A 25,039-nucleotide genomic window follows, 5' to 3' on the forward strand; every position below is an offset into this window, starting at 1 on the left:
GCTATTCCTTACTCTTAAATTGTTCATAGACACCTAACTGCTGGTGCCATGACCATGTGATCAATTGGTCTTCTTTTTCTGCTCTTAGGTTTATTTCGCCCAACTGTTCGCTAGCGCGTTGTGGACTGCAATTCAGTAGCGTTGAAAAGTGTTGATAAATATCTTCGGCACTTGCTTCAAACCACCAGGAACACTCGGCTGCTAAGGAGACAGTTTCACTGCTAAAACGGCTATCTTTGGCAACATAGCGATAAGGTTTATGGGTGATATCCAACTGGCTCCAAGTGAGCGCTTCGTCTTCCGTGACTCGCAAGACAAATGCTTCTTGCATTTGTGATTGGCGAAATTCCGTTTGACGAATAAACTCGGCATTCCAGCTGGCATGTTGGCCAGTTGCTTCTCGCCACCAAATATCCGCCTCTTTGAAATTGCGATAAAACTTTTCTGTGTATTTATCGCCCCCGGTTTTTTCTAAATGAATGCGTAATGCTCGGTGCTCTTGCACCATAAAGTTACTGGCTGAATTAGCTTGGCCTTTTTTTGCCTGGCTGTTTATCTCAAAATCAGCCAAAGTAAATTTTGGCTCTATGATTCGAGCAATAGCCGAAATATGGCTTAACTCATCGCCAACTAAATCTTTAAGATCATGCGCGGATAATGGGAGCGCTCTAGTTTCAAATCCCGGTTTGCAATAAGCAGGGGTTTCATTTTTTATCGCCCGAATGTTTTGGTTAAGAACACGAACATTGCTGGTTTCAGGTGCTTGCTGTCGATGGCGTTGCACTCGACCCGCTAACTGAATGAGCGCGCGCATGGAGCTAGGTTCAGCAATTGCCCAGTCGTAGTCATGATCTCGCCCTACTTCAACGACTGAGGTGCCGATCACCACAAAAACATGGTTGCTCATCGAACTACTCGCTAATGCCTGCTGTATTTCTTTCTGTTGCCAAAGTTGTTGTGGATCATGACGAGTGAGAGCTTTATCTAATCTGCTTTCTTTAAATGAACGTAAAGCCAGCGGGAACTGCGAATGATAGATACAAAAATGAATATGATAATCCGGTTCAGGCGCTATATTCACTAAGCATTTAGCCACTTCTACCATGGGATTAACATTAGCCATTCGAACCACACCAAGTGAGACCTTTTTACCGGATGAGTGTACGACGTGGTGTGCATAATGCAGTTGGTGTATCTGCTGAGCAATGGTTTGAGCAATATTTAAATACTCACAAGATACCGAGTCGCGACTAGCGCTTGTTCCCTCTAAAGGCGCGACGTTGACTATTTCACCCTTACGCAATATTTGTTGCTCACGGTTCAGTTTTTTTACACGCTTTTCTATGAACTGTTTATGTGTGGTGATGTAATCTTCTTTACTTGCGAGTTCTATGGTTTGGCTTTTAAATTCATCAAACCATGCACAGTAAATAGCTGGTTGCTTAGTTTCAGAAAACTGTGCCTGATTGAAGTGTTTTCGCCCAGCTTGGTATGCATCAAACAAGGCTTTAATTAATGACGGCGGTAGGGTTGCTGAAGAGAGTAAAACTCGCGAACCGAGCATTCCCGCCCAGTTAACTAAGCGACATAATGCAGGTAAGTCTTCGAGACCAAAGTCATCAGGTTCATCTAAAACCAAATCTGAGCTTAACAAACGCAACATAGGGGCTATTTGTTTTCCGCCTCGCTTGCTTTCCGTTGCGGGCATTAGATGGTCAATAGTACTCACTAAAACAGGTGCGCTAATCAGTTGCTCTAATTTTGGACTATGACTCAACCAGTGCTTTAAGCGACCATCGTAGATTTGCCCATCATAACTCACGAATAGCTGTTCAAATAAGTCATCTGCTGATTCACTTCCAGAACGCATATGCTCTGGTTCTTGGTTCAACTGATATAGGGTTTTAACCGCTTGCGAACCAATTAATACTGCTAATTCATCATCCCCCAGTTTCAATAAGTGTCGATATGCGTCTCCAGTCTGCAAGGTCAAGGTTCGTAAACCCAGCGCCACCGAAAATCGACAACCTTGCTTTTCGTCAGCCAAGCCATACATGATTCGTGCATTGGCGATTGTTTTACCACAGCCCGTCGATGCCATATTAACCCCAAAAAAACCTTGCCTCTCGGTGGCTTTAGCAATTGATTTAGCAAGAGTAAATGCTTTGTCTTGCCATCGATATTTGTGGTGTTCTGCTGGTTTACTAAATAGCTTATGTTGAGTGATTGCAGGCAAGGTATATTTAAGTGCCGGTAAGTTCTGTGCAAAACGCTGCGCGTTCAGGGCGACACCAATGTTGTGCTCATCAAGTTGTTGCTTGGGCTTGTGACTGGTTTGCTTAGCATGCTGCCTATCGGTGTTAGCAATCGCTTTGTAGTTTTTATCTCGCCAGACCACTTTTGACTTTTCAGGCGGTAAAGAAGAGTAATAATGATCGGCGAGCATTAACGACAGCCTTGCCATATGACTCACGAAGCGTTGATCAAACCACTTTATGTCATCCGCAAACAATAAGGGACTATTTAAAGCCCGTTGCGCTAAGCGACTTACTTTATGCTGCCAAGGCCTACTTAAAAACGGCGTACCTTGAGTGAAGGTCCAATTTTTTTTAAGTATTGTTGTATCGAACTTTGATAGATCGACAGCATTTGGCGAGTTCCAATGGCAGTCAAAACAATTCGCTAACCACCGTTCAATTTGACTGAGTTGAACAGAATTTCCATTTGCCATGGGCAAACGATGATGGGATACGATCAACCAACTAACCAGCTTTGCAAATGCTGCCAGCCCATCAAATACCCGTTGATTTTGATGACCGCCATCGATAAACAATTGGCTAAGTACCTGCTTTTCTACTTTAGTACCCTGCTCACAAGTATAAATTTTTGCCAGTTGTGTTAGCCATTCATGATCGGTTTTACCTTTACTAAAGGCTTCAAACAACCGCAAGGATACCCATTCATGGCGATAGGGCTCACCTTGTGATTCGGTTAAGCCTTTTAATTTTTCTTGGAACAAATCATTAGCTTTCCCAAAATCATGGAACAAGCCCGCAATGCCAGATGCGAGTACCACAACTTCGTTTAAGTACCAACCTTGCTCCCACTCTTTGTGCTCTAAATTAAGCGAGGTTCGGTTTACTGGCACCACGCCCTGCTCATTAAACTTCAATCGGTTGCCTACCACCCACAACAACTGGCTACGAGAGCGGCTTCTTATCCAATGACAACTCACAGCCGTGCTGCGACTGGCAGTTTTACGCAGCATTTTTTTAAGTGTAAGTAAGCCGTCTTCGGTGATCAAGGTTTGCCAGGTATTGTCGCCAATGCGATTGGCAAAGGCATCAAGCACCCGGCGCGTCTTTTTCAGGGCATTTTTCTCACATTGAGAAACGAGGGTGACCATCATAGGTTTTGTTCCTCTCTTTGCTCGGCGCTGTATTCCTGTAAGGCTATTTGCTTTACCGTCTCAAACATAAAATCGAGAGCCTTATGGTCAGTAAAAGCCTGCAAGACTTGCTGTCTAAATTCTTGTTCGCTGGCGTTTTCTTTGGCGCATACGAAGGCCCACGGTAGGACGATGGCGTCTTTAATCAGGTCGGCAACGTCAAATACCAGCGCGCCTCGTCTGGTTTTTCCGTGCATCACCGCAAAACCATGCGGGATCCCCAATACCCACAAACAACTCGCCGCGAGGCCATAGGCGAGGTAGTTGCCGTGATTTAAAAAGTCATTGGCTTTGTCGCCGCTTTGGTGCTGGCGTTTAAAATTGGCAAACTGGGTACGATTTGCGGCGTATTTATAAAGTACCTTAGTGAGCTGAGCCTCGGTCAGCAGCAAATCCGCTTGTTTTTGAGCGGATTCGGTACGGCTATGAAAACGATTCAAGGCATTTTGAATGACTTCATCAGCAAAAGAAAAACCTTCCGCTTTAAGCTCTCAGTCATTGCGCCACACCCGCTGTAAGTAATGAATACGGGCTTGTTGAAAAGCTTTTGCGGCAGCCAATCGCTGAAGGCCATCAAACCAAAACTGCAGCCAACCATGTAAATATTCGGTTGGCCGATACTCGCTTTGCGGACTTAGCCATTCGACTTCGCAAGCCATGTGCAGCGGAGCACCACCACCGCCACAAAAACCCACTAACACCCCAGCCTGAGACAACATACGCATTGCCGCTTGGGTAATTGAAGTGCCAGTTCCTAACATCAACACCGTGGTATTGGCGATGGGAATGTTATAGTACTGATTTTCGTTTTTAGCTTCAGTTAAATATAAGACGCGACCATCTTTTTGCATCACTCGGCAGTATTCGAGGTAATACATGTTGGCGCGCTTTGAATGCAAAATTGTTTTTAAATCAGATGGGCTTAAGTCATTCATTGGTAGTATTTTCCCTCGCTATCCTTAGGAGCACTGTACGAAATACCAACCCGTTTACAATACTGAGTAAAAAATCAGGTAAACTCACTTGACATGTTTTACGTGTATGGCACGGTATTCACCCAATCAGCCAGGGTTTAATGTCATCTAAATTGTCTAACATTAATTGCTGAGCCTGTGGGTTTGCGTCGATCATTTTGGTATTTACCTGCATCTGCTTGAGCAAATAGCTAACGAGGGCTGCCCGAGTGGTCATATGCAGCTGCCCCTGCTGCATTTGGTAATCCTCGGCAATTACCGCTTGCTGGGCAGGGCTTAAACGCAGATCTGGCTTAAAAATCATCTCAATTTGGGTATTCCATGCCACGTCGTGACTCACACCTTGTGAAGAACGCTCTGCAAGTTCGGGCTTGCCTCGAAAACGGCTCAACACAAAATCGCGATACTCGGCATGTTTCTCACACCAGGCGCGCAAATGCCAACGCGCGCCGGTATCAACAAAGGTATGCGGCACGATGATCCGGCCTTCTCGATCGGGGTGAGACAAAGACACATAGTCAACTTCCAAGCGACGTTGTTGGCGCATTGCTGCGACCAAGCCACGCATCACGTTCGGTGATACCTGCCGTTGCGGGGGCGACAATTGAAAGGTATGTTTCGCGGTTTCGGTCATTCTGCGATAGGGGGAATAAGAAGCGAGCCAAGTGAGATATTCATCGGCCTGAGTAGTAAGCAATAGGGGGCTAAAATTGTCGGGGGGTACAAAGCCCTTTACCGAGGCCGTATATACTAACGGAGTTGCGCTCGCCTGATTATAGGTACCCAGATCTTTGCTAGCTTGTTGGCGACTAATCCCAAACTGTTCGCATAAATGACGAGTAGTTAAGCGCCCTTCCCAATAGGCGATCAATTCGATAAACCAATCTCGACGGCTCATTTATTATCACCACGCTGGATTTAATATCTTTTATATCAAAATAGAAAAAATAAGAAAGCGTTTGGCGGTGATCGTTGCAAAAACTTAGACAAGCATTTGATTAAACGCAAAAAAGCCCTTCGATACAGGGCGATATTCACAACAATTCAAGCGTGGTTGTACTCTACCGAAAAAAGTAAAATTGCAAAATGAGTATTTTCCTGTAATTGAACTGCCCGTTTTTAAGCAAGTGAGCAGGCTTTAGCCCTTGCCCCATCCCTGATGCAGATGCCCATTGCGGTATCACCCGACAGATCACGATGCGGCGGCATGCAAATCTTAAAACCCCCAATCAGTCGATGGTCGGGGGGATTGATAATGAAAGCTCAATACCCCCCGACCTTCACTAAACTTACTCGGAAATGGCCGGATTGCCTCGATTCAAAAACTCGGCAATGCTCTGATATACCTTGGCGCACTCTTCTTCAACTAAGTTTTCCATATTGATAAAGGTATGGATCATGTCTGAAAAATGTAGCTGCTCGACCGCCACCCCGGCCTGCTTGGCCTTTTCACAATAGGCGATGGCTTCATCTCGTAAGGGACAAAACTCAGCGGTAATGATGAAGGTGCTGGGTAAATTGGCACTAAAGTCACCGTATAAGGGAGACGCCTGCTTCCGATCCTCATGGTGCTGAAAATAGTTGTCGAAGTACCAAGCTATTTTGCCTTTTTGCAATAAATAACCGCTGCCATTTTGCTCCATGGAATGACTATTCATCGTGTAGTCGAGACTCGGATAAATCATCACCTGCTTGTCGATCTGCAGCGATTTATCAAATTGAGCTTTTGCACTAACGCTTGCAACTAGTGCGCCACCACCGGAGTCTCCCACAAGCGACAAACGAGGAAGATAGCGTACATTGAGTCCCGCTAAAGTTGCCCCTATATTTTTAGCCACCGCATAAGCGTCATTCACCCCCGCAGGATAAGGGCATTCTGGTGCGAGGCGATATTCAACCGACACCACAATATGCTGCGACGCTTGAGCAAGCTTACGACAAATCGGGTCATAAACCGTCACACTCCCCGCCATATGCCCTCCGCCATGATAGTAAATCACGACTGGTAGGGCTTGTTCGGGCGCCGGATGATAAATTCGAACCGGTACGTTATATTCGTCACTCAAGACCAAATCGTCGTGAACCCATGCAATAGCTGGGCTATCGCCCACCAGCCCTCGGGTTAAATTTTCTAAACCTTCACGGGCATTGGTTGCGGTGGGTTTAAATCCGTTTTCGATCAAAGTAGCGACTTGTTGATTTAACTCGTCTAACCATGGAATAAGCTTTGGACTAACTTTACGCATCATGCTCTCCTTAAGCTTTGGTGGTAGATAACTTCACATTGCTGTCGTGGCTTTTGTTACCGGTTTCGGGCAAGAAGAAGCTAGCAAGGAAGAAGGTTGATGAACAAAGCACTGCAAAGGATGCGGCAATGGCTATGTTACCGCTTGAGTCTGCAATCCAACCCGCAAGGTACATCAGCACGGTTTCCACCATATAAGAAATAGACCAGAACATACCAAACACCACCGTGATGCGCGCGGGAGTCATATTGGGTAATTCTTGAGGGAGGGTGATTAAAGCCGTCATCGGCGCAAACATAAAGAAACCAGCCATAAACGCGGCACCGTAAGCAACGCTCGCACTAGAGGTGGTCATCATAAGCGCCGCAAATAGGGTCATCGCCAAACCACAGTAGCGGATCACCGGAATGCGCAAAGCAATCCGCTTGGTCATGATAATGCCGGCGACCGTTCCAAGCATACCTGCTGCAATCATAATCGATGATAAATATTTAGCTTCGGCCGCAAAAGTTGGTACCAGCGGGAACAATGCAAACACCGCAATATAACAAAATAGCAAACCAGAATAGGCGATTGGCAGCCAAATATTCACGGGCTCTTTAAAGCCATCTTTGAGGGTATAAGAGGCGTTTTCTGAGCTTTCACCTTTGCTGCCCGATAACGAGAAGTCATCACTAATCATCCACCAAATAACTAACAAGACGAGGCTCACCATCGAAATGGCTAAAATAACATTTTGCCAAGATTCTAAGGTCGACAGTAAGGAACCGGTAAAAATAATCGCTAACAAATTTCCGGTATTAAAGGCAGCAGCATTAATCCCATTCACCAATGGGCGCTCTTCGGCAGAAAAATAATTAATTACAATTGGATTAAAATAAACAATCGCAAATGCGCCCCCAAAGCCCATCACTAAACGGGTAAACACGTACCAGGGATAGCTTGATGCATAGGCCCCTGCCGCCCCTGCCATAATCAGTAACAAAGCAAGCGAAAACGCCTTTTTAGGGCCCATTTTAACCAGCAACCAAGCGGCCGATAAGTTACCAATAATTTTTGCAATGGTGATTGCGTTGGTCATCCAGGTGGCTGCTGCCATTCCCTCGATATTGTAATAACTCATGATATCTTTTGTCATCATCGAGCCCGCAACCCACGACATGGCAAATAATGCGTAGGTCATGAATATGGTAAATTCAATAAGATATTTTTTCTTCATCTTCGCTACCTTTCTAGGCTGTATTCAAGTAATAAATCCAGCTTTCATCTTACTAAAAATAAGCCTCCCCATTATCCTGAATTCGCATTAATGTATTGTGTGAAACTCATCGCAAAAAACTATAACCATTTGTTTATAAAACAATTTTTAATAGGAAATAAAAAGCCCCGCTAAAATGCGAGGCTTTTTTAGGTGCACTAAATTGCAGTTATGGCTTTAATGCAAGTAACTCGCCTAAGCTAATATCCGCTTGATAATCCACGCCCGCCAAGGCAAAGCCGTTCAGCTGCATAAAGTCGTTGATATAACCTTGATAATCGCCCACTTCTTTAAAGTTTTCGGGGGTGATCTGAGCCATCAATGCCGCGACTTCTTGCTGAGTTTGTGGATCGAGTTCCCAATCATCGATTCGAATTAAACGCTGCGGATCCACAACAACCGTATTCTCATCGTTATATAAACGTTGGGTAAACAATCGCTGCATCTGCTCTATGCAGCCTTCGTGGGTTCCACGGGCCTTCATCACTTTAAATAGAGCCAGCATGTAAGGTGAAAAAGTCGGAATAAAAACACTGGCTTTGGTGACTAAGGCTTTACACACCGAGACATATGCCGCTCCGCCCATGGTCGCTAACTGCTGGTGAAGTTGATCCGCGCTAGCTTGTAAATGAGTTTTGGCCCTGCCTAAAGTTCCTTTATGGTAGATAGGATAAGTCGCCTTTGGCCCAATGTAAGAATAAGCCACGGTTTTACATCCATCGGCAAGTACCTTGGCATCTTCTAAAATATTAATCCAACTGATCCAATCTTCACCGCCCATCACCTTCTCTGTCGCATAGATCTCTTGTTCGGTGGCGGTCTCAACCGTCATTTGCTGCATGCTTTCAGTTTCAATATTAATAGTTGGCCCGGTCACGGCTTCGCCAGTGGTTTTAATTGCAGAGCGCCATAATTCTCCCGTTTCTGGGTTAGGCCGAACCCCGGTCGCTAAGCTGTAAACCACTAAATCGACCTTGCCACCAAAATTGTGCTTAATATAGTCAATAACTTGCTCGCGCATTTGCGCTGAGAAAGCGTCGCCCACAAAATTTTTCGCGATTAAGCCCTTCGCTTCTGCTTGTTGACGAAAATAGATATTGTTGTACCATCCAGCGGTTCCCACACCCTTTTCACTTGGGCCTCGCTCAAAAGAAACACCAATGGTGTCGGCGTTTGCGCCACCAAAGGCCAACGCAATACGAGACGCCAAACCAAAACCAGATGAGGCGCCCAAAATAAGGACTTTCTTAGGGCCATCAAGCACTTTGCTGGTTGCTCGTACATAGTCAATTTGATTCTTGATCGACTGTTGGCAGCCGTAGGGATGTGCTGAACGGGCAACCACCCCTTTCACGATAGGTTTAATAATCATGGATACTCCGAAGGTTATGAATTCAATTTGGGTGGCATTACCGTTGCGACACCTGAGATCACTAGCTTGCCATGCTGATTAATACTGCGAGTGGCTAGTTTCACGATATTCTTTTTAAGATTAATCTCGATCACTTCTACTTCGGCGCGGATCGTATCCCCAATGTACACTGGTGCAGTAAAGCGTAATTCCTGACCAAGGTAAATGGTGCCAGGCCCAGGCAATTGCATGCCTAATACCGCAGAGGTTAATCCAGCAACCAAAATGCCATGCGCAACGCGGTCGCCAAATACACTCGACTTACCCGCAATAGCACTCACATGAACCGGATTAATGTCGCCACTAATGCCACTAAATAGTTGAATATCAGACTCACTGATAGTTTTTTCAAAGCTTGCTTGTTGGCCAAGTTCAAGCTGATGAATGGTATAAGTCATCGCTAATTTTCTTCTATAAAAAACTTTGTTATTACATTGATGTATAACAAAATATTCTGCAAAAAAAGGCCCACCACAAGGCGCAAGTGGGCCCGGAAAAACTAAGCCACAATTTTCGCTTTATCGCATACAGGGTAGAGAGCCTCAATCTTTAAATCCATTGCTTGCTCATAAAAAATTCGCGCATCCATCAGCTTCAAGTTAGCACTAATCTGCGGCTTAAAGTCCATCTGCGACAGAATGTCTTTTTCCAAATCAACTCCCGGCGCAATTTCAATCAATTCTAAACTTTCCGCCGCTAAGCGAAATACCGCTCGCTCGGTAATATATAACACCGGTTTATTATTTTTACGGGCGATATCCGACGCAAAGGTGATCTGCTGAACCTGCTTAATAAACTTCCTAATCGGTCCATCTTGGATAATCGTTAGCTTTCCGTTACCCGTTTCGATGCGTGATTTACCGGCGGTAAATGTCCCACAAAACAACACTTGCTTGGCATTTTGGGTAATATTGATAAAACCTCCGCAGCCCGCGATTTTAGAACCAAATTTAGAAACATTCAGGTCTCCTTTTTGGTCACATTCAGCCAAACCAAGAAACGCTTGGTCGAGGCCTCCCCCATCATAAAAATCAAACATTTGATCTTGAGTAATAATGGCTTCCGGATAAGCCGATGCGCCGAAGCTTAATCCACCAGCGGGGGTGCCACCAATCGCGCCCGGCTCAATCGTTGCGATCATTTGTTCGGTGATCCCTTCTTCATCGGTCACTTCAGCAATCACCTCGGGTACACCAATACCATAATTGATCACCGCCCCTTGTTTGAGTTCCATCGCAGCGCGACGCGCAACAATTTTTTTAATGTCTAGGGGGCGTGGGCGCGCGGGATGATGTTCCATCATCCCTCTGCCGCAATAGGCTGGATTCATCGCTTCAGCAAAGGTTTGCATATGCAGGTCTGCGTCGGCAATCACCACTGCATCCACAAAGATCCCTGGAATACGCACTTGCTGCGGATCCAGCTCACCAGCTTTAACCATCTGCTTCACTTGAACAATTACTCTGCCTCCCATATTGGTCACCAATTGAGCGGCGGCTAAATTTTCAAGAACAAGACACTCATCCTCCATGGTTATATTGCCATTTTCGTCGGCAGTGGTGCCACGCAGTAAGGCCACATTGGCTTCGATACGTTTATAAAAAAGATACTCACTACCGTCGATGTCGATCACCGATACCCGTTCGCCTTGGGTACAAGCGTTAATTTTGCCGCCCCCCAAACGAGGGTCAACAAAAGTACCTAAACCTACATGGGATAAGGTTCCCGGTTTACCTGCCGCAGAGTCTCTTAATAACTGAGCAATCACCCCTTGAGGAAAGTTATATCCCTGAAGTTGATTGTTATTTGCTAACTGCTGTAAACGAGGAATGAGCCCCCAATGCCCGCCATAAGCCATACTCACCATCCCTTGATAGGAAAGATGGTTAGTGGCTTTATCAACCCCATCTCCTTGGCCTGCGGCAAAGTACAACTCCAATTGATTTGGATGCCCCGTGGCCAGAAAACGTTCGCCCAGTGCTTGTTCAATGGCTTCGGGAACCACCGCTCCAATAAAACCACCAAGAATAACTTTATCGCCATCTTTTATTAACGACGCTGCTTGCTGAGCAGAGAGTACATTGGCTTTCATCACTACTTTCCTTCATCACTTACATTGAGGGTCTATAGCCAACAAGGCGTAGACGACGGGGCAAGTGTATGGCTTAGAGATTGATGAAAAAATAGGTAAAAAAAGGAAATATAATTGCATATATGGGTTAATTAAACAGGTACAGTTTACTTAAACTAATCTTCCATGAATACCATCACATCCACTAGATAATAAAAAAGTAAACCCTTGGGCTTACTTTTAACGGGATAAACAAGTCTGTCAGCATTGGCGAACGAAAAGTATTTACTCCTGATCACTCAGGGCTCTAACTCTTTGTATTAAGAAATCTTTAAAATTAACACAACGAACCGGCATTTGTTTTCGTGGACGAAAGTAGAGACTAAATTCAAATTGGCTATTAATGTAGTCTTCAAGTACTGGAACCAAAATCCCTTGATCCAGCTCGTCTTTGACTAAGGCGGTGGGCAAATAGCCGATCCCGCCGCCATTTATCGCCACCGTTTTAATAAACTGGCTGTCTTCAACTTCAACCGTTTGGGTAATGTGCACCGTAGTAAATTCACCATCACGTTCAAATACCCATTTATTACCACCGATTAAAGTTGAAGCATACAGGCAATTGTGTTTCTTTAAATCTTCAGGTTGTTCCGGCCTTGAATACTGCTCAATATAGCTTGGCGCACAGCAAGCAATCAGTGGGTAACTCAGTAAAGAGCGTTTCACCAATAAACTGTCTTTTTCCTGAAAACCCTGATAAACGGCACTTGCTCGGATCGCAAAGTCGATTTGGTCGATATGATCCATATCAAAAGCGGTTTCAACAATGCGAAATGAAACATAGGGATGTTGTTGTAAATATTCGCCCACAATACGGCTCAAAAACTCTTTTGCGAATAAAGGGGTACAGGCAATTCGAATGATCCCTCTATCGTCATTCCCAAGATTTTGGATTTCGGTAACGATGTCATCGATTTCATCATTCACCCGACTAAAACGATCATATAAACACAGACCAGCCTGAGTCGGGACCACTTTGCGGGTGGAGCGTTTAAGTAAACTAATCCCCATATTATCTTCCAACTCGATAATCCAACGGCTCCCCGCCGAGGCTGAAATACCGTATTGCTGAGCTGCCGCACTAAACGACCCACTGCGAACCACATGAAGAAAGTAGACCATTTTATCTAACATACAACACCCAGAATATTGCGAATATACAGCCAAGGATTCTACCTCTTAACAAATTTAAATATCGAGTTGATGACCCCAATAATGCCAGCGAACGTCACATAAATGCCCATCGGTTGCCCTTTCCAATATGACTTATGTAAGCCTAGTCGATCGAAACCACTGGCTAACTGTAGAAACAATCATAGTTAAATTATCCCATTTTAGGGATTTTGTTTTGTCTCGTTTTCGATAAACATTCTACGCCTGCAGCCCTAAACTAAACCCAGTCAAAGGAAGCCCCGAGCAGCATGCCGAGGCTTGATAACAACATACTGCAATAGGTGAATAAAGAATGCTTACCGATAAAATCTGTATCGTAACGGGTGGGGCGCAGGGCATTGGTCGCTGTATCGTAGAAACATTTGCAAGCCAAAATGCCAGCATGGTTTACGCCTGTGATATGAATCTAGAGATGATGTTAGACCTAGAAAAGCGTTATCCAAACGTTCGAGCAAAACAGCTCGATGTTTGTGACCGCCAAGCCATTTTTGATTGGATTGAGGCGCTAAAAGGACGCCATGGGAAAGTCGATGTATTAGTCAACAATGCTGGCATTACCCGCGACAACCTACTTGACCGTATGAGTGAGAGTGATTGGGACATGGTGCTAAACGTTAACCTCAAAGGCGTTTTCAATATGACTCAGGCTATTGCGCCGCTCATGATTGAAAACGGCACTGGTGCCATTGTAAGCATGTCTTCGGTTGTCGGAACCGACGGCAATATAGGGCAAAGTAATTACGCAGCGACCAAAGGAGGTGTCATCGCCATGACCAAGGGATGGGCCAAAGAGTTTTCACGAAAAGGCGCACAGGTAAGGGCTAATTGCGTTGCACCTGGATTTGTAGAAACCCCCATGACCATTAATTTACCAGAAAAAGTACTCAACCATATGAAGAGTAAAACGCCACTAGGGCGTATGGGCAAACCGCAAGATATTGCCGATGGGGTGCTGTTTTTAGCCAGCGACAAGGCCTGCTTTATTACCGGACAAACATTGAAAATCGATGGCGGCTTGGTGATCTAAGGAACGACGATGAATAAAGTATATATAGTAGGCGTAAAACGGACCGCCTTGGGTAGTTTTGGTGGTAGCTTAAGCAAAACCCCTGCTTTTGAATTGGGCGGACATGCCATTCAAGCAGCACTAAGCCAAGCCAACATCGCCCCCCAGCTAATCGACGAAGTGATCGTTGGCAATGTATTAGCGGCTGGTCAAGGTATGGGGCCCGGTAGACAGGCCGCAAAATTTGCCAACATTCCTGATGTGGTGCCAGCCTATACCCTAAATATGATCTGTGGCAGTGGCATGAAAACAGTGATGGAAGCCGCGAGCAAAATCAAGGCTGGTGATGCTCAGTTGATTGTGGCGGCGGGCATGGAAAACATGTCGAAAGCACCTTATTTGGTGGATGCGACCAATAGATTTGGCTCCAAAATGGGAGAGCAGACACTGGTCGACAGTCTTATTTACGATGGACTCACCGACGCATTTAACCAGTATCATATGGGGATCACCGCTGAGAATATCGCCGACAAATATCATATTAGTCGAGCCGCTCAAGACACCTTTGCATTACGTAGTCAAAGTCTCGCCAGCCAAGCGGTCAGCAGCGGCCGTTTTGATGATGAAATTGTTGCAATCGAAGTACCACAACGCCGTAAAATGGTGTGTTTTAGCCGCGACGAATACCCACGCGGTGACACCACAATCGAGAGCCTAAGCAAATTACGCCCAGCGTTTAAAAAGCAAGGCAGCGTGACCGCTGGCAATGCTTCTGGGATCAACGATGGTGGGGTTGCATTTGTATTGGCCTCAGAAGCAGCACTTGCCAAGCATCATCTTGAACCCTTAGCGGAAATACTTAGCTATGGGCAAGGCGGTGTGGATCCGGCCTATATGGGTTTAGGCCCCGTGCCCGCGATAAAACAAGCACTCACTCGCGCTAATATGTCGCTGCAAGCAATACAATTACTTGAGCTTAATGAAGCCTTTGCCGCTCAGGCATTAGGGGTGATGCATGGTCTATGCGACGAACATCAGGTCAACATGGATTGGTTTGAAGATAAAACTAATGTGAATGGTGGCGCAATAGCCTTAGGTCACCCACTTGGCGCATCTGGAGGGCGAATTCTAAGCTCTCTTCTCTATGAAATGAAAAAACGACAAGCCACTTATGGCCTCGCATCACTGTGTATCGGCGGCGGTATGGGGACCGCCATGATTATTAAAAATATTATTTAATAAGTATAAATTAAAAATTAATCATAAGGCTCTACAAGAGCCTTTTCTATTTTCTATAAAACTAAACCCAACCCAATTAAATAAACAATATCCATTTCTAGAAATTATCTTTCCCTATTTTGATGGTAATCGGCCATTCAAGTGAATGATAAAATATTCGCGATTTTAAATATTATGGAAAATAGAAATGAAATTAAAAAAATTACATTACCTACTAACGACAACACTACTCTTATCTTCAGCGAGTTTTGCCTCTTCATATAATATTGCAGACGATGCCAAATTAGACTTTGCTATGGATGCTTATGTTCGAAGCCATGTAATAAAACCCGATAATGATAGCTCGGAGCACGGTTTCACATCTCGGATGCGGATTAAAGCCAACCTTCTTTTAAACGATGGTTGGTCGATTCACAGCCGCTGGCAAGCTTACTATAACTGGGCTGGCGACAGGCGTCACAGTGGCAGCCCCGCCACCAATTTTACCGATGGCGAAAACAACGATGGGCTCTCTCTCGATTTAGGCTTTGCTCAATATGCAAAAGACGGACTCCTGCTGCGAGCTGGTCGTCAACGAGCCGATTGGGCTTATGGATTCAATATTAATAATGACCGAAGAGATCGCTTATTGGCGATGAAAAGCTATAACTTTGACCACGGCAAACAGATTAATTTGATTGGTATTTACGACTTACGTTTTTCAGAAAGTGAGTATGATACAACTGCCAAGCTAGATGATTACTATGCAGATGTAAGTATGTACGCCCTGGCCGCAATGGGCAAAATAGAACGCTGGGACTGGGGAATGTTATGGGCGTACTTCGATGGTAGCGAAAATAACATTGGTAACTCAGCGATTGGCGCTGGCTCGGTCGGTTATGGGATCGACTACTTCCATAATATTTCACCTTTTTTCACTGGTCATTTTAATGACTTCACGGTGAAAGGGGCAATGAATATTATTCTGTCGGATTCCACCGAAAAAAACGGCTATTACACCACTTGGGGAAATAATGGGTATGCTGGCTTCCTCGAAACCAGTTATCAAATCAGCCCCGCATTTAAGCTTCAGGCCCAAGCTCTCGGCTTTGTTGATGGCGGGCTAATAGGACGAGGCTTCGACACCTACTCTGGATTAATCAACAATAGCAACCGCAATGATGCCAGCCCCATTTATCGACAGTTTTTTGGTGGCCTCGGTCATGAAGATAACGACGGTCAAATCATCGCCAGCCGCCTAAATTGGCAAGTTTCCAAAGCGTGGCAGTTACAATTTGCTGCCGGGCATATGAATATAGATAACTACCTTGGGACATCGGAAGATTTAAAAGCAAGCTTCTTAGATGCTAAAAGTCATTACCAATGGAGTAAATATACTGACTTAGGCTGCCAAATAAGTTGGGCAAATGAAGATATTGATGATTTAGCAGCGATGTTTATCATTAATATTAAATATGATTAATATAACATGCCAAAATTAAATAAATGGGTGCGAATACAGGCACCCATTCCATAAGCAACAAGAGAAAACCGAAGTAAAAACACTCACCTAAAAAACTAAACAGCACTCCATTACATTTAAAGTAAAAACCAATGACCATCATTTAAAAAATCAGCTCTGGATTATTCACCCGCCTATACTTTCAAGCATCATGATCTTTGATCGATGAGTGTCGGCTTCATGCTCCAAAATGGCCTCGTAACTCCCCCCTTAAGTCTTAGATAACCAAGGAGATTGCCAGTGTCATGGTAGAGCAGACCCAAAGCTCCGGCTACCAAATGATTCATTTTAAGAATAGTGGACATCTAACGATTCACGCTCACAGTCGCATTAAATTTTTAAGCGAGAATCGTTTACTAAAACATCTAAATTATATATAACACAATCAGCCGATTTATATCTCTTAGAGCAAACGATTGGCACGCAGTAAATAATACCATTATTTCAATGAACGAAAAGGAAGTACACATGAGTGATTTACGTTCACCAGCTTATTGGATCGGCCACTTTTTTACCATCGCTGCAACCATCGTCGGCGTTTACTACGCGGCGATTGTTGGCTTTGACGTTGCTTTAAAGCTGGAGTTGGTGAAAGCGGATAGAGGTACCTATTATGTTGCCGAATCCATGTATCAAGAATTAAATTTTAATGTAGAAAATATGGATAAATACATTGAGCGCGTAAAAACCAAGGAGTATGTCTATAAAGAGCATATTGCTGGCATTAAACTCAATGATTATGTGTTTCAGGCAGCAAAATACTCTGATTCAACCTTTGAACTTGAACCCAAATTGCTATCTGAAATATCAATCTATTACTTTTCTATCGGTAATGCGATTAAGCAATATTACGATACTGGAATGCAATCGCCAAGCAAGGTGATGACCGTGGTGAAGCGTGAAACTGAGAAGCTAAAAAAACAAAAAACCTTAGAACGTTTAGCGAAATATAACAAAGCACTTGCCGATAGCGTTGAACAACGTGGGGTTAATCTTGCCCAACCTAATTTTAATTAATGCGTTAAAATGCGACATATTTCAAGCTAAAAGCGTTTAGCGCAACCAGAGGTATCCAGCTCAGTAAAGCTAGCGAATACCTCTCTGCTTTTTCTTCAAAAATCTCACGATTCAACATCCCCAAAGCCCTTGTCGGTCTGCCTAAGGCAAATCAAACAATAGCGCGAGCACTCGCTGCTCCCCATTATTGATGAACTCTAGATGCTCCAAGTTTTCAACTTTTAGCCCATCCCCAGCCTGCAGCGATAATTGGTCCACCATTAAATGGCCTGCAATTTGATGGACATAAAGTCGCCGTCCGGCTTGAATGGAAAAGCTGAGCTTGTGTTGCGGCTCCAGGATCAACTGATGCAAACGCGCATCTTGCTTAATTTGCAAGCTGCCCTGCTCACCGGTCGGTGTTAACACGGTGGTTAATCCGGGCTCTTGACCAAAATTTTTCTGTTGATAGCCCGGTTGCTTGCCAAAAATATCCGGCTCAATCCAAATTTGTAAAAAATGTAATGGTTCGGTGGCCGAGGCATTAAATTCACTATGGTAGATCCCCCGCCCCGCCGACATCAGTTGAAACTCTCCAGCTGGTAAATTCTGCATATTGCCTTCGCTATCTTTATGCTGAATACAACCCTCAAGCACATAGCTAATAATTTCCATATCACGATGCGGGTGGGTATCAAACCCTGCGCCAGCTGAAACGACGTCATCATTGATCACTCTTAATGCAGAAAACCCCATCTGTTGCGGATCGTAATACTGACCAAATGAAAAGCTATGTTGACTATCTAACCAGCCAAAGTTAGCTCGGCCACGCTGATTTGCGGCTCTTTTTGTGAACATAAGATAGTCTCCTCTATTCCAGTCTGAAGGGTGATAATGACTTAATCTGCCAAAATCACATCAATATTTTTTAATCGCTAACTTAGCAAACAGGTCGCTACCGATTAACGACTTTAAGTGTAAGCGGGTTAAACTGATTTAAAAAACGGAACTTTTTGAGCTTTAAGTTCAAAAAATTTGAATATGGAGCCAATCATGAATGATGCCATTACTCTCGAAGCCTTAAAAGCACTGGATGCCATTGATAAACAGGGGAGCTTTGCTGCTGCAGCCGCATCTTTATACAAGGTGCCCTCAGCCTTAAGTTACACCATAAAGAAACTTGAACAAGACATCGGCGTTGATCTGTTTGATCGAAGCAAGCAACGCGCCACGCTAACCCCAGCAGGGAAACTCGCCTTACAACACGGTCGAGAACTGTTACTCGCGAGTCAACGGATGCTGGATTCGATCCAACAACTAGATTCCGGCTGGGAAAGTGAGCTCCGCATTGCTCGCGATACCGTGATCCCAAGTGCCCCCCTGTTTCAGCTGTTACAAAAATTTAGTCAACTGGAGCAGCATGTCAATATCACTCTTGGCGTGGAAGCCCTCGGCGGCGGCTGGGACGCGCTGCACAGTCGCCGTGCCGACATTGTGATTGGTGCCAATGGAGAACTCCCCAAAGGCCTGTTTAATATGCATAAAATTGGCAGCTTAATGTTCGTGTTTTGCGTCGCGCCTGAACATCCGCTAGCGCTTGTAGAAACGCCGATCAGTGCCGAACAACTGGCGCAATACCCCGCAATTGTGGTGACAGATACCTCACAGCAATTACCGGTACGCGATAGCGGTTTGTTTATCAGTAAACAGGTCATACGGGTAAATACCATGCATGCTAAAATTGTTGCCCAGCAACAAGGTTTAGGGACTGGCTTTTTACCGAAACACCTAATTAAGTCTCACTTAGACGATGGATCGTTGATAGAAAAAAACTGTCACTTGCCTCGGCCCGCACAAGATATTTATATTGCCTGGCACAAACAGCAAACGGGTAAAGCCTTTGATTGGTTTGTTCAACAACTATGTAAGCTTGATTGGAAGATTGAGTGCCCGCTTAAACCATAATGTTTAAACATATGGCAGGTTAGCTCAGCGCGTTGGGCCAGAGAAAAGCCTTGCAGAAAAGGCCAGCCGAAGCTGGCCTACTGGCTTAACGAAGTACAATAAACAACGAACCGCCACGTCGATTCACTTGCAATAGCACCGCTTTTTTATTCAGCGACAAAGCTTTTTGCAAGCTGGCAATGTCTTTTACCGGCCGTTTGTTGGCGGCCACAACCACATCGTTCGGACGCAATCCACCATAGGCTGCAATCGATCCCGCGGCTACATTTGCCACCAATACGCCATTACCCTCTGGATCTTTCGCAAACTGCACGCCGTCAAGCAAATCATGCAACTTGCCTTCTGCGCTCACGGCTGACTGCGGTTTGGCAATGTTCACCTTAAGTTGTAGTTTCTCGCCATCGCGCAAAATAGTTAACTTAGTTTTATCACCAATGGCTTTCGAACCAATTTGACTGCGAAGTTGTCCGGTGGAACCAGTGCTTTTGCCATCAACGGCAATAATCACATCTCCCGCTTTAATCCCGGCCTTCTTCGCTGGAGAATCTTCTAATACACTGGTAACCAGCACTCCTTTTTGACCATTTTCTAGCTCAAAGGCCTTTCTTAAATCAGCATTAATATCTTGAATGCCGACACCAATTTGACCTCGCTTCACTTCACCATGGTCAATGATTTGCTCCATGCTCGCCTTGGCCATGTTAATCGGGATCGCAAAGCCAATCCCCACGTTACCGCCCGAAGGCGCAATAATTGCGGTATTAATGCCCACCAGCTCGCCGGCTAAGTTAACTAAGGCTCCCCCTGAGTTACCGGGGTTAATCGAAGCGTCGGTCTGAATAAAGTTTTCGTAACCTTCAATGCCCAAACCACTGCGACCCAAGGCGCTCACCACCCCAGTGGTCACCGTTTGTCCTAAACCAAAAGGATTCCCAATGGCCACCACAAAGTCACCCACTTCCAATTCACTGGAATCGGCTAATTTAACTTCGACCAAATCATCGGCTTTGATTTTTAAAATCGCAATATCTAACTCAGCATCCTGTCCCAGAACCTTCGCTTGAAAACTTCGACCATCGGCCAAAGAGACCTGTACTTCATCGGAGCCCTTAATCACATGGTAGTTGGTCATCACCAAGCCTTCATCGGCGTTAATAATCACCCCCGAGCCAGCACTTTGTTGGCGCTTTTGTGGCTGTTGCTGCGGTTGCTGTTGTTGCTCTGGAATATTAAAGAAATGCCTAAAAAACGGGTCGTTAAGTAGTGGGTTATTACGGTATTGCTGAGTTGAAAAAGTGGCGATATTAACCACTGCAGGATGAACTTTCTTAATCATCGGCGCCAATGAAGGGAATGGCTTACCTTCAGTGGTTACATTGGGAATTGCCGCGTAGGCTTGGGTGCCGCCTAGCGTGAACAACAATAAAACGAGTATAGAAATTTTACGATACATTTTTTCCTCCACACCTTTTACTTTGACTAACTTAAAATTAACGGTTGTGCCTTTTCAGGACGACATTGAAGTAATTCCACCCTTAGCTTTTATGCGCAATTAGGGGGTCTTACAAAACACCATTTTAATTCTGGCAACAATGACTTCCATTTCGGCATCATCCGCTAAAGACAAAGTGTGTTGGAAAAACCAAACAATTGTCAGCTTGATGATACTGCTGCTTTAACTTCCTTCGTTTACTCCTTCCTTATCGCCAATGAGCAGAACGCAACTACCCAAGGGATTCGCTGAACACGACTGCACAGCACTCATCGGCAAACAATGACTAACTCGATAATCAGATCCAAGATGAGACTAACCAGTCCCAGCTGATGAACCAAAGCATCGCCTTGGGCGATCTTAGATTATCGGTTCAGTCATCGCCAGCAAACTCATCGCATGCACGGCTTCGCTTGATCGTTTAAGTCTGAAACATCAATAATATTTGCAAACTTGAAGTCCATTTATCTCTCTCCAGTCGCCAAGCAATAAGCGCTAACCACCAAAGAAAAACCAACCCGAAGAACAAGCTACCCGATTTTTGAAGATGAGGTCAACAAATTATTTTTCAATAGCTTGTTGATTAAATACATTTAAAAAGTTTATTTAAATGCGCCTAAATTCCCCTAAAAAGCACCGTAGGAGAAGATTTTCGAGGCTCACAACGCGCCCATTCAACATCATTTATCGACTCAGAAGTACGTTTTTAGCGAACAATTCGCAGCACAGAGAGCGCCTTAAATTGGGGAGAAAATGTGATCTACGCATAGTTTTCGTGCAAATTTATATCACTAAATTCAACAAAACTTAGCCTAACTTTAATTTTTTGTTTCACGCAAGCACTTAATGTTAAAGAAAAAGTTAAAGGCATCTCAGTTTCTCCCTGTAATAACCTGACCACTTGGCCAATTTATTGCTAACTCTACAGACTTGACCACACAGTCAGTTTTAATTTTGGTTCGTTATTTAAGTAAAGGAATACACAATGAAAAAACAAATAGCCTTGGCAAGCATTGCCTTGTCTGGATTATTCTCAGCGACTCAGGCCTCAGCAGAAATGCAATGGAGTACCTTTAGTTTGAGTTACCTGTATGGTACTGAATATGAGTTTACCCCCAACGGTAAAATGCAGGTGATGACGGTTGAGCATGCCAGTGGCCATAGTTGGGGAGATAATTTCTTCTTCATCGATAGAACCATGCCAAAGGACGGCGATGCCAGCTTTTACGGTGAGCTCTCCCCTCGCCTAAGTTTCAACAAACTCACCGACAGCACATTTTCGCTCGGACCAATTAAAGATGTACTCTTCGCCAGCACCTGGGAAATGGGCGACGGCTTTAATAACTATTTATATGGCGTGGGAGTGGATATCACCGTGCCTGGTTTCCAATACTTTAATGTAAATGTTTATCAGGTGAACAACGACATCAGCGCCAACGATGAACAGCTCACCATCACTTGGGGGGCACCATTTAGTATTGGTTCACAAGACTTCCTGATTGATGGTTTTATGGATTGGTCTTCGGCCAGCGAAACCAACAAGTCAGAAATGAACTTAACCCCCCAAATTAAATGGAATGCAGGCAAAAACTTAGGCTTCAGCTCACCACTCTATGTCGGTATCGAATATGCGTATTGGAACAATAAATACGGAACCGATGTTGACGAACGAGTGGCTTCCCTATTGGTGAAATGGCACTTCTAGTCGGCTGGAAAGAGGGTGAGTGTTTGCTCACCCTTACTACAACTAAATCCCTGCCTGGCAACGCTCACGCATATTTTAGTAAGATTTATAGGGTAAGAATTTTCCCGACAGGATCACTTTTACCCGATCCCCCTTCTCATCTAACTCCCTACTGATATCCATTGAAAAATCGATAGCACTCATGATGCCATCACCAAATTCTTCATGGATCAGCTCCTTAATGGTCGTTCCATAGACGTTCACCACTTCATACCAGCGGTAAATCAGTGGATCGCTGGGGATCGCCGTTGGCAACGAGCCTTTATAGGGGGCAATTTGCAACCAGGCCACCGCTTCGTCGGGCAAGTCACAGCGCTCACCGATAAGCTCGGCCTGACGTTTATTTAAGGTCATTTGCCCCAGACAGGCGGCGGTGGTCCACTCCTTAGACAAGCCAATGGCCTGTGCCAGCTCGGCCCACTTGAGTCCCTTGGCAACTTTCGCCGCCATAATAAGTTGGCTTACTTGTTCTCTATTGGTAATCATTGCAGCATCCTTTCTGATTAAGTGATAAGGGTCGCTTTAAGGCGGACTCACGGGTGGACAAACCAGACGTTTTTGGATCCAGCCCCTTATTTGCGCCTGAACGAGACAAATCCCCCTTTAGCTGGTATTTGCTCCCGAACCAGCAACATGGGCTGCCGCCTTGCTGAAATCACAGCCAAACGCGCCGCAACAAGCATCCCGGCGAAACAAGCCGAGGGCTTTAACGGGTGTTTAGTTGCGTGAGTAAAAAAATCACCAGCATCGCCAACATTGCGGCGATCCCCTGCCATAGCGCTAGCGGATTACGCTCGGCCAGCGGCGCTCGGCTTTGGTTTAAAAACTGGCGGTTTGGCCGGCGTAGATCGGCCAGAAATTCGCTAATTTCTGAATAACGTTTATCTGGATTCAGCTGCAGGGCCTTGGCTAGAGCATCGTCGATCCATGCGGGGATCTCGCGGTCTTTGTCTAACACCGATTGATAATGCAAACGCTGCTGCGCGGCAGAGCTTTTCGCCCTCGCCACCTTGGTTGCGTAAGGGTAACGCCCCGACAACATATGGTAGGCAATCACCGCCAAAGAAAACTGCTCGGAACGGATGCTCCCCGGCTCACCTAAAAAATACTCCGGCGCAGCGTATAATGCGGTCCCAAGCAAACAGGAGGATTCCCCCTCACTGCTCGTTTCGGCTAAACCCGCCGCCCACACCGAGCCAAAATCAATGATCTTTAAGGTGCCGGTAGCATCAATCATGATGTTGTCGGGCTTTAGATCCTGATGCAACATATCCATACGATGAAAGGCGCGTAACCCCCTGGCAATTTGCTCCACCATGCCCCTTACCGTGCCGAGTTCGGCCTTGGGATGATCGGTGATCCATTGCGCTAAGCTTTGTCCTTCGATGTATTCAAATACACTATAAAAATATTGGCGCGGACGCGTTTGCGACGCCGCCTTCACAACATAGGCACTGTTGATCCGGCGAGCGATCCATTCTTCGCTCACAAAACGCTCCAAATAAGCGGGATCGGCACGCATCTCAATCGACGGCGTTTTTAAAATAACCTGGCTGAGCGTTTGCTCATCTATGGCCAAATACACATGGCTGCGGGGACTCGCGTGCAATTGACGGACAATTCGATACCCGTCAAATGAGCAGCCAGCACTTAAGTCGGGTGGAACAGGGCGTGAACCCAGGGTTTCCAGTAAGGGATGCGCCAAGGGCTTTGGCAGCTGTTCAACCCGAACAATTTGCAGGCTCAGGTTGTCATCACTCCCCGCTTGATAGGCCTGCTCGACAATCTGTTTTGCGGCGGCCTGTAAGTCGGTTGCATGCTGGCTAAGCGCCTGTTCAAGCACCGCGGCGGTAATAAATTCATAGACGCCATCGGTGGCCAGAATAAACACGTCAGCGGCCTGTACCCGCAGCGACTGGTAGTCGAACGGGCAGTGAGCCTCAATGCCCAGGGCACGACTTAAATGACTCTGCTGCTCAGAAACCCATAAGCGATGGTCGTGGGTGAGCTGTTCCAAGCCATGCTGATTCAAACGATATACCCGGGTATCCCCCACATGAAACACATGGGCAACATCACCTTTCACAACCAAGGCACTGCAAGTGCATACGTAGCCCTTGTCTTTGTCGTAACGGTAAGGGCTGTGTTGCGTTTGACTAAACAACCAGGCGTTGCTGGCAGCGAGTACCCGCTCGACCGAATGTTGAACCGACCAGAGTTCTGAGGTGCAATAATAGTCATCTAAAAAACTATTCACCGTGGTCTCGCTGGCAATATGACTAAGCTGGCTGGAGCTGATCCCATCGGCCATCACCACCGCCACGCCTTTGGAGGCAAGCAACGAGTCGCGAGGGATCAGGCTGCCATGGCAGTCCTGATTCAGGGGCTTGCGCCCCTTATCAGAATAGCTGCCAATGCTCACTTGCAATAGGCTGGTCATCGTGACGTCAACCTT

General features: G+C 45.4%; 18 protein-coding genes and 1 pseudogene. 6 read left to right on the top strand and 13 right to left on the bottom strand.

Features of this window, described 5'->3' with window-relative positions:
* Position 1: 1 nt before the first annotated feature.
* The 9 genes and pseudogenes from cas3f to ACRRSY_RS16670 all read right to left on the bottom strand — a co-directional run bounded on the left by cas3f (position 2) and on the right by ACRRSY_RS16670 (position 12,602).
* Positions 2-3,409: a type I-F CRISPR-associated helicase Cas3f gene (gene cas3f / locus ACRRSY_RS16630; RefSeq protein WP_432463660.1), complete on the bottom strand. Its 3,408-nt coding sequence runs from the start codon at positions 3,407-3,409 to the stop codon at positions 2-4.
* Positions 3,406-4,383: pseudogene (gene cas1f, locus ACRRSY_RS16635) on the bottom strand (type I-F CRISPR-associated endonuclease Cas1f). Before cas1f ends, cas3f begins: the two are co-directional and overlap by 4 nt.
* A 118-nt stretch (positions 4,384-4,501) precedes the next feature.
* Positions 4,502-5,320, bottom strand: coding sequence for a helix-turn-helix transcriptional regulator (locus tag ACRRSY_RS16640; RefSeq protein ID WP_432463661.1), 819 nt, complete (start codon positions 5,318-5,320; stop codon positions 4,502-4,504).
* A 391-nt stretch (positions 5,321-5,711) separates the two neighbouring features.
* Complete coding sequence (locus tag ACRRSY_RS16645) at positions 5,712-6,671, bottom strand: alpha/beta hydrolase (RefSeq protein ID WP_432463662.1); 960 nt, start codon at positions 6,669-6,671, stop codon at positions 5,712-5,714.
* Between the two features lie 7 nt (positions 6,672-6,678).
* On the bottom strand, positions 6,679-7,887 hold the full coding sequence (locus ACRRSY_RS16650) for an MFS transporter (RefSeq protein ID WP_432463663.1): 1,209 nt from the start codon (positions 7,885-7,887) through the stop codon (positions 6,679-6,681).
* 208 nt (positions 7,888-8,095) lie between these two features.
* A complete protein-coding gene (gene fabV / locus ACRRSY_RS16655; protein ID WP_432463664.1) occupies positions 8,096-9,298 on the bottom strand; it encodes an enoyl-ACP reductase FabV in 1,203 nt (400 codons plus the stop codon).
* Between the two features lie 14 nt (positions 9,299-9,312).
* Entirely contained in the window at positions 9,313-9,735 is a 423-nt protein-coding gene (locus ACRRSY_RS16660) for a MaoC family dehydratase (protein ID WP_432452133.1), read from the bottom strand.
* A 101-nt stretch (positions 9,736-9,836) separates the two neighbouring features.
* The gene (locus tag ACRRSY_RS16665; RefSeq protein WP_432463665.1) at positions 9,837-11,429 is read right to left on the bottom strand and encodes an acyl CoA:acetate/3-ketoacid CoA transferase; all 1,593 of its coding nucleotides are present in this window, start codon (positions 11,427-11,429) and stop codon (positions 9,837-9,839) included.
* Positions 11,430-11,693: 264 nt separating this feature from the next.
* Positions 11,694-12,602, bottom strand: coding sequence for a LysR family transcriptional regulator (locus tag ACRRSY_RS16670; RefSeq protein WP_432452131.1), 909 nt, complete (start codon positions 12,600-12,602; stop codon positions 11,694-11,696).
* A gap of 331 nt (positions 12,603-12,933) precedes the next feature.
* Between ACRRSY_RS16670 and fabG the strand changes: the two genes are divergently transcribed.
* The 4 genes from fabG to ACRRSY_RS16690 all read left to right on the top strand — a co-directional run bounded on the left by fabG (position 12,934) and on the right by ACRRSY_RS16690 (position 17,404).
* Entirely contained in the window at positions 12,934-13,668 is a 735-nt protein-coding gene (gene fabG / locus ACRRSY_RS16675; protein ID WP_432452130.1) for a 3-oxoacyl-ACP reductase FabG, read from the top strand.
* Positions 13,669-13,677: 9 nt separating this feature from the next.
* The gene (locus ACRRSY_RS16680; protein ID WP_432452129.1) at positions 13,678-14,886 is read left to right on the top strand and encodes an acetyl-CoA C-acetyltransferase; all 1,209 of its coding nucleotides are present in this window, start codon (positions 13,678-13,680) and stop codon (positions 14,884-14,886) included.
* 187 nt (positions 14,887-15,073) lie between these two features.
* Positions 15,074-16,348 (top strand): hypothetical protein, encoded by a 1,275-nt coding sequence (locus ACRRSY_RS16685; protein ID WP_432452128.1) that lies wholly within the window; start codon positions 15,074-15,076, stop codon positions 16,346-16,348.
* 507 nt (positions 16,349-16,855) lie between these two features.
* Positions 16,856-17,404 (top strand): hypothetical protein, encoded by a 549-nt coding sequence (locus ACRRSY_RS16690; protein ID WP_432452127.1) that lies wholly within the window; start codon positions 16,856-16,858, stop codon positions 17,402-17,404.
* Positions 17,405-17,545: 141 nt separating this feature from the next.
* Here ACRRSY_RS16690 and ACRRSY_RS16695 read toward each other — a convergent pair whose 3' ends face one another.
* A complete protein-coding gene (locus ACRRSY_RS16695; RefSeq protein WP_432452126.1) occupies positions 17,546-18,241 on the bottom strand; it encodes a pirin family protein in 696 nt (231 codons plus the stop codon).
* A gap of 195 nt (positions 18,242-18,436) precedes the next feature.
* Between ACRRSY_RS16695 and ACRRSY_RS16700 the strand changes: the two genes are divergently transcribed.
* On the top strand, positions 18,437-19,348 hold the full coding sequence (locus ACRRSY_RS16700; protein ID WP_432463666.1) for a LysR family transcriptional regulator: 912 nt from the start codon (positions 18,437-18,439) through the stop codon (positions 19,346-19,348).
* A gap of 85 nt (positions 19,349-19,433) precedes the next feature.
* Here ACRRSY_RS16700 and ACRRSY_RS16705 read toward each other — a convergent pair whose 3' ends face one another.
* Positions 19,434-20,801, bottom strand: a complete 1,368-nt coding sequence (locus tag ACRRSY_RS16705) for a Do family serine endopeptidase (protein WP_432463667.1) — start codon at positions 20,799-20,801, stop codon at positions 19,434-19,436.
* 1,024 nt (positions 20,802-21,825) lie between these two features.
* Between ACRRSY_RS16705 and ACRRSY_RS16710 the strand changes: the two genes are divergently transcribed.
* Positions 21,826-22,545 carry a DUF5020 family protein gene (locus ACRRSY_RS16710; RefSeq protein ID WP_432452123.1) on the top strand — a complete coding sequence of 240 codons (720 nt, stop codon included), beginning with the start codon at positions 21,826-21,828 and terminating at the stop codon, positions 22,543-22,545.
* Positions 22,546-22,620: 75 nt separating this feature from the next.
* Here ACRRSY_RS16710 and cynS read toward each other — a convergent pair whose 3' ends face one another.
* Together cynS and ACRRSY_RS16720 are read right to left on the bottom strand one after the other, a co-directional pair.
* Positions 22,621-23,070, bottom strand: coding sequence for a cyanase (cynS, locus tag ACRRSY_RS16715; RefSeq protein ID WP_432452122.1), 450 nt, complete (start codon positions 23,068-23,070; stop codon positions 22,621-22,623).
* A gap of 220 nt (positions 23,071-23,290) precedes the next feature.
* Positions 23,291-25,024, bottom strand: coding sequence for a protein kinase domain-containing protein (locus ACRRSY_RS16720; protein WP_432452121.1), 1,734 nt, complete (start codon positions 25,022-25,024; stop codon positions 23,291-23,293).
* Positions 25,025-25,039 lie beyond the last annotated feature (15 nt).

It is taken from the genome of Agarivorans sp. QJM3NY_33 (assembly GCF_050870865.2).
Lineage (GTDB): Bacteria > Pseudomonadota > Gammaproteobacteria > Enterobacterales > Celerinatantimonadaceae > Agarivorans.